At 66.3% G+C, this 2,126-nt stretch carries 3 protein-coding genes; all 3 read left to right on the top strand.

Annotated features, from left to right (window positions below; genetic code table 11):
• The coding region (locus ACOJSF_RS07460) for an SAM-dependent methyltransferase (RefSeq protein WP_420141584.1) at window positions 1-498 on the top strand (498 nt) is incomplete at its 5' end.
• Window positions 498-1,709 (top strand): precorrin-6y C5,15-methyltransferase (decarboxylating) subunit CbiE, encoded by a 1,212-nt coding sequence (gene cbiE, locus ACOJSF_RS07455; protein WP_420141583.1) that lies wholly within the window; start codon window positions 498-500, stop codon window positions 1,707-1,709. The genes ACOJSF_RS07460 and cbiE, both read left to right, overlap by 1 nt.
• A partial coding sequence (locus ACOJSF_RS07450; RefSeq protein ID WP_420141582.1) for a cobalt-precorrin-4/precorrin-4 C(11)-methyltransferase occupies window positions 1,706-2,126 on the top strand: 421 nt, incomplete at its 3' end. The genes cbiE and ACOJSF_RS07450, both read left to right, overlap by 4 nt.

Below are 2,126 nucleotides of genomic sequence, written 5' to 3'. Positions count from 1 at the left end.
TTCGCCATGGCTGCAGCCATCTGCGAGGCCATCGAGACTGGACCCGAGACCTGGCGGCGCCTCGACTTCGTCGTCTTGCCCGGCGTCACCGCCATGCTGGCGGTCGCAGCGCGCGCAGGAGCCCCGCTGGGACACGATTTCTGCGCCATTTCGCTCTCGGACAATCTCAAGCCCTGGGAAGTCATCGAGCGTCGCCTGCGTGCGGTCGCCGAGGCAGGCCTGGTGATCGCGCTCTACACCCCCATTTCGAAGGCCCGGCCGTGGCAGCTGGCGACGGCGTTCCGCATTTTGCGCGAAATCCTGCCGGTGACCACGCCAGTCGTGTTCGGCCGCGCGGTCGGGAGGCCGGACGAAGATTTCGTGGTCGTGCCGCTTGGCGAGGCCGACCAGCAGCGGGCAGACATGGCCACCTGCGTCATCATCGGGTCGGCAGAAACGCGGATCATCGAGCGGCCGGGCATGGACCCGCTGGTCTATTCGCCGCGTGGAACAATGTGATGGGCGTGCCGTGGCTCACCATTGTCGGCATCGGCGAGGACGGGCTTTCCGGCCTTTCGCCCGCAGCGCGCGATGCTGTTGCGGGTGCTGCGCATGTCTTTGGCGGCGCACGCCATCTCGACCTGGCGGACGCCATACTGACCGGCCAGCGCCACCCCTGGCTGACGCCGTTTTCCGCGTCTGTCGAGGCTATCCTGTCGCTGCGGGGAAGCGCGGTCTGCGTGCTGGCCTCCGGTGATCCCTTCCATTTCGGAGTGGGCGCTACCCTGTCGCGCCATGTCGATCCCACGCAGATGCTTGTGCTGCCGCATTCGTCCGCCTTCAGCCTTGCGGCCGCCCGCCTGGGATGGCCCCTGCAGGAGGTCTCCTGCCTGTCCCTCCATGGCCGCCCCACCGATCTCATCCGGCCACATCTGCATGCCGGCGCAAGAATTCTTGCACTGACGTCGGACGAAAACGGCCCGGGCGCGCTTGCGACGCTGCTCACCGATGCCGGGTTCGGGCGTTCGATTATCACCGTACTCGAAGCCCTTGGCGGGCCACGCGAGCTTATCCGGTCGCAAATGGCAGACGGATTCGTGCTCGACGACATCGACCCGCTCAATATCTGTGCGGTAACGGTTGTGCCCCTGCCCGGCGCCCGCATTCTTCCCCTATCCCCCGGCCTTGACGACGCGTTATTCGAGCATGACGGGCAGATCACCAAACGCGATATCCGCGCAGTGACGCTTGCTGCATTATCGCCGCGTGCGCGCGAGGTATTGTGGGACATCGGGGCGGGATCGGGATCCATCTCTATCGAATGGATGCTGGCCGATCCCAGCCTTCGCGCCATTGCCATCGAGGCCGATCCCGAGCGCGCGCAGCGCATCGGACGCAACGCACACAATTTCGGCGTGCCCGACCTCCGTGTGGCCCAGGGATCGGCGCCCGGGGTCCTGGGAGGCCTTGATGAACCGCATGCGATTTTCGTGGGCGGTGGGGGCACCGATCCGGGCGTGATGGATGCGGCTCTGGCGGCCCTGCGTCCAGGCGGCCGGCTCGTCGCCAATGCCGTCACCCTGGAGATGGAGCAGGTGCTGCTCGCGCTTTTCAGCCAGCACGGCGGTGAACTTGTTCGCCTCGCCGTCAGCCAGGCCGTACCCCTCGGCCAGATGCAAGGCTGGCGGCCGGCAATGCCCATCACGCAATGGCGCTGGAGCAAGCCATGACCGTCCACTTCATCGGTGCCGGCCCCGGGGCGGCGGATCTCATCACCGTGCGCGGGCGCAATCTGCTCGCGCGTTGCCCGGTCTGCCTCTATGCCGGGTCCATCGTGCCCAAGGATATGCTCGACTGGTGCAGTCCGGAGACACGCCTCGTGGACACGGCCCCAATGTCGCTCGATGAGATCGAAGCCGAATATGTTCGCGCGGATGAGGCGGGAGAAGACGTGGCTCGTCTGCATTCGGGCGATCTGTCGATCTGGAGCGCGGTGGCAGAGCAGATGCGCCGCCTCGACCGCCTCGGCATCCCTTATACGTTGACACCCGGCGTGCCGGCCTTTGCCGCAGCCGCTGCAGCGCTCGGACGGGAACTCACCATCCCTTCGGTCAACCAGTCTGTCGTCCTTACACGTGTAGGCGGAC

It is taken from the genome of Sphingomonas sp., from assembly GCF_048594985.1.
Classification (GTDB): Bacteria; Pseudomonadota; Alphaproteobacteria; order Sphingomonadales; family Sphingomonadaceae; genus Sphingomonas_I.
This window is presented reverse-complemented; position numbering and strand designations above follow the sequence as displayed.

Excerpts from the sequence above, each read along its gene's own strand:
- cbiE (WP_420141583.1), top strand. The coding sequence starts at position 498 with ATGGGCGTGCCGTGGCTCACCATTGTCGGCATCGGCGAGGACGGGCTT.